Genomic DNA, 3883 nt, shown 5'->3' with positions numbered 1-3883 from the left:
GCGGTCCATCACCCGCATGATCACCCGCGCGTGCTCCGGGGACACCACACCCTCGGCCTGCAACGCCGCGGTGGTCGGCAACAACGCCGGACCGGGTTCCCCGCAGAACGCGCGCGGCCGCAACGACGCCGACGCGCGTACCCGCGCTCCGGCCTCGGCGGCCGACAGGCGCAGCACATCGATCAGATAGCCGCGCATCCCCTTGGCCCCGGCACGCTCCCACAGATGCCGCGCCTCGACTTCGGCGATCATGCGGTGTGACAGTGCCGCCATCCGACAACGAACGGATTCCATCTCCCGCATGACGTCCACGAGAGCGGTGTCGGACAACCCGGTGAGATCGGTCGCGAGCAGGGCGTCCATCGCGGCCGACAGACCGGCCGCGGTATCACCGCCTCGCGTTTCCCCCTCCGGAATCATGCACCAATTCTACCGCGAAATCCATTGCGGCAGAAGCTAAAAGGCCATCTGAACTGCACATCTTCACATCCGGGTTCGGGCCAGAACACTCGCACGACACCCGCCGTAGCCTCCACAGCGGCAAGCCTTCTCGCTACTTCCGGTGGAGTCGAACAGCCGACCACATCTATCGCTTCTCGTCCTTCTCGTGCGATGGGACTCCATGGCTGGCTGCGTACGGTCGAACGGGGGCGGGTTCCGCGCTCACGGCAGGTCGGAGAAGCGGACGTCGTGGGCTACAGCGGTGACCTGGAGGCCGTCGGTGCTGGGCTGGATGTCGGTCAGGCGGGCACCGAGCGGTAGCCGTTGCAGGGGAACGGTGAAGGCGAGGGAGTTGCGGAGGAGGGCGAGGGGGATGGTGGGGCCGCCGGTGGCGGGCTGGACCGATACCGGGGTGACCTCGATGCCGTCGGCGGTCGGCTCGACGGTGACGATGAGGGTCGCGGGGACCGGGATGCCTTCCACCGAGAAGGTTCCGGTGACGCGCAGGCCCTCCGGGCTGTGGGAGATCGTCTCCACTCCGGACGGGGCGTAATCGCGCACGACGTCGTAGGGGACCAGGGCCGTGGCGGTCGCCGTCGCCGCGACCAGATTCGAGGTGCGGTTGCCGAGCAGGTCGCGCAGGGGGGCCGAGACATCGTTCAGCCTCACCTCGAGGTCGCGCACGTGGATGTCCTGGTCGTGCCAGTCGCCGACCTGGATGTCGATCTCGCGATAGCGCCCGTCGACCGCCTGGGTCAGGAACGGAAACCCGCCGATCTCCACCCGAGGCCGCTGCGGGAGTTCGTATTCGCCGGCGATCGCGCGCCCGATCTCGTTCTGCGCCAGCGTCACCGCGACCCGGTCGCCGATGATCAGCGCGATCGCCAGCACGACGATCAGTGTCAGCAATGCGCGCATACGCTCACCCGTCCGGCCATCCCACCATCATGCCCGTTCCCGACACGGGAAACGGCCCGGTGTCCGGTGGGTTCGCCGGATACCGGGCCGTTGCTCGTCGCGCGATCAGAAGTTGATCATGTGTCCCGCGAGGCCGTGGATGGCCTCCTGGAGCGCCTCGCTCAACGTCGGGTGGGTGTGCACGTTGCGGGCGAGTTCGTTGACCGTGAGGTCCCACTTCTGGGCCAGGGTCAGTTCCGGCAGCAGCTCCGAGACGTCGGGGCCGATGAGGTGGCCGCCGATGAGTTCGCCGTACTTGGCGTCGGAGATGAGCTTGACGAAGCCCTGGGCATCACCCAGGCCGTGCGCCTTGCCGTTGGCGGTGAACGGGAAGGTGGCGACCTTGACGTCGTAGCCCTCGTCCTTGGCCTGCTGCTCGGTCAGGCCGAAGGAGGCGACCTGGGGCTGACAGAAGGTGGCGCGCGGCATCATGCGGTAGTCGCCCAGCGGCATGGTCTCGGCGCCGCCGATGGTCTCGGCGGCGACCACGCCCTGCGCCTCGGCGACGTGCGCGAGCTGAAGCTTGGCGGTGACGTCACCGATGGCGTAGATGTGCGGCACATTGGTGCGCATGTACTCGTCGATGGCGATGGCGCCGCGGTCGGTCAGCTGCACGCCGGTGGTCTCCAGGCCGTAGCCCTCCACGCGCGGCGCGAAACCGACGGCCTGCAACACCTTGTCGACGGTGACGGTCTCGACATTGCCGGACTTGTTGTCCTTGATGGAGACGGTCACCTTGGAGCCGTCGTCGTCGATGGACTGCACCGACGCACCCGTGGTGATGGTGATCCCGAGCTTCTTGTACGCCTTGGTGATCTCCTTGGAGACATCGGCGTCCTCGTTGGGCAGCGCGCGGTCGAGGAACTCCACGATGCGCACGTCCACGCCGTAGTTCTTGAGGACGTAGCCGAACTCCATGCCGATCGCGCCCGCGCCGACGATCAGGATCGAGCCGGGCAGATCGCGGGTGAGGATCTGCTCCTCGTAGGTGACCACGTTCTGCGACACCGAGGTGCCCGGCAGCAGCTTGGTGACGGTGCCGGTGGCGATGATGACGTTGTCGAAGGTGATGTTCTCCGCGCCGCCCTTGGTCAGGGCGACCTGGAGAGAGTTCGGGCCGGTGAAGGTGCCCAGACCGTCGAACTCGTCGATCTTGTTCTTCTTCATCAGGAAGTGGACGCCCTTGACCCGGCCGTCCGCCACCTTGCGGCTGCGATCGAAGGCGGCGCCGAAATCGAACTTCGCCTCCCCGCTGATGCCGAAGGTCTTGGCCTCCTTGGTGAAGATATGGGCCAGTTCCGCGTTACGCAGCAGTGCCTTGGACGGGATGCAGCCCACGTTCAGGCACACGCCACCCCAGTATTTCTGCTCGACGATCGCTGTTCGCAGGCCGAGTTGAGCGGCGCGGATCGCGGCGACGTATCCGCCGGGACCAGCGCCGAGAACGACGACATCGTAGTGGGAAGTCACGGGTTCGAGCCTAACTCCGTTCACCCGGCCGCACGCACCCGATCCCCCTCTACGGTGAGATCTCGCACACACGATCGCTGCGCGCGGATACGACAACAGCTCACGACCCGATCGAGCAGGCGTTCCACAGCACGGCGTGCCCGGACATCGACGGTCCGGAGCTAACCGAGACCGAGATCCGCGGGTCCGAGCACCTTGCGGAGCGCGGCGGTGAGCGCCGCGAGTTCCTCCGGTTCCAGGCGCTCGCCCAGTCGGCGCTCGATGCCGCCGAGGTAGTGCGGCGCGGCGGCGCGGAAGCGTTCGCGGCCGCGGTCGGTGATGGAGACGAAGGCGGATCTGCCGTCGTCCGGATTGGATTCGCGCCGTACCAGGCCGTGTGTTTCGAGCTCGGCGACCAACCGGCTCACCCGGGTACGGCTGAGCACCACGCGCTCACCCAGATCGCTCATGCGCAGCCGTTCGACGCCGTCCAGTTCGAGCAGAACGTCGTACCAGTTCAGGGGCAGCCCGACGGTTGTGCGTAGTTCCGCGTCCAGCTCGGGGACGAGGGTGGCGTGTACCCGCAGCAGTGCCGACCAGGCGGCCGCGGCCGGGCGGGGGGTGGGCTGTGAGTGGGGCACCGGCCCAGCGTACCGGGTTGCGTGCGTGCGCACACAAATAGTAGCGTGCACACGCACATAAAAATGTGCGCGAGAAGAATCGAGGTTGCCCCATGACCGCACTCATCACCCGCGAGGAACTCGAGAAGGAGATCGCCGCGGGCACCGTCACGGTGATCGACGCGCTCGGCGGCGAGTACTACGCCAAGGCGCACCTGCCGGGCGCGATCGCGCTCGTCGAATCCGAGGTGGAAAGCGAAGCCGCGCGCCTGCTGCCGGATCGCGACGCCGCCATCGTGACCTACTGCTCCAACCCGGCCTGCCAGAACAGCCAGGCCGTCGCCAGCAAGCTGGAGGCGCTGGGCTACACCAACGTCCGCAAATACCGCGAGGGCATTCAGGACTGGACGGACGCG

Annotated in this window: 5 protein-coding genes; 1 reads left to right on the top strand and 4 read right to left on the bottom strand. The window is 67.2% G+C overall.

The features are described 5' to 3' along the window. The 4 genes from QK444_RS33855 to QK444_RS33840 all read right to left on the bottom strand — a co-directional run. Positions 1-420: DUF222 domain-containing protein (locus tag QK444_RS33855; protein WP_282786094.1), on the bottom strand; the 420-nt coding region annotated here is incomplete at its 3' end. A 243-nt stretch (positions 421-663) separates the two neighbouring features. Further along, positions 664-1359, bottom strand: coding sequence for a DUF2993 domain-containing protein (locus QK444_RS33850; protein WP_282786093.1), 696 nt, complete (start codon positions 1357-1359; stop codon positions 664-666). A gap of 105 nt (positions 1360-1464) precedes the next feature. Then, positions 1465-2868 carry a dihydrolipoyl dehydrogenase gene (gene lpdA, locus QK444_RS33845; protein WP_282786092.1) on the bottom strand — a complete coding sequence of 468 codons (1404 nt, stop codon included), beginning with the start codon at positions 2866-2868 and terminating at the stop codon, positions 1465-1467. 161 nt (positions 2869-3029) lie between these two features. Further along, positions 3030-3488 carry a MarR family transcriptional regulator gene (locus tag QK444_RS33840; protein WP_282786091.1) on the bottom strand — a complete coding sequence of 153 codons (459 nt, stop codon included), beginning with the start codon at positions 3486-3488 and terminating at the stop codon, positions 3030-3032. Between the two features lie 92 nt (positions 3489-3580). Between QK444_RS33840 and QK444_RS33835 the strand changes: the two genes are divergently transcribed. Then, a partial coding sequence (locus tag QK444_RS33835; RefSeq protein WP_282786090.1) for a rhodanese-like domain-containing protein occupies positions 3581-3883 on the top strand: 303 nt, incomplete at its 3' end.

Source organism: Nocardia sp. CC201C, assembly GCF_030010695.1.
In the GTDB taxonomy this organism is placed as follows: Bacteria; Actinomycetota; Actinomycetes; order Mycobacteriales; family Mycobacteriaceae; genus Nocardia; species Nocardia otitidiscaviarum.
Note: the sequence above shows the minus strand (reverse complement) of the source record. Positions and strands in the feature narration are given on the sequence as shown.

Excerpts from the sequence above, each read along its gene's own strand:
- QK444_RS33850 (WP_282786093.1), bottom strand. The coding sequence starts at position 1,359 with ATGCGCGCATTGCTGACACTGATCGTCGTGCTGGCGATCGCGCTGATC.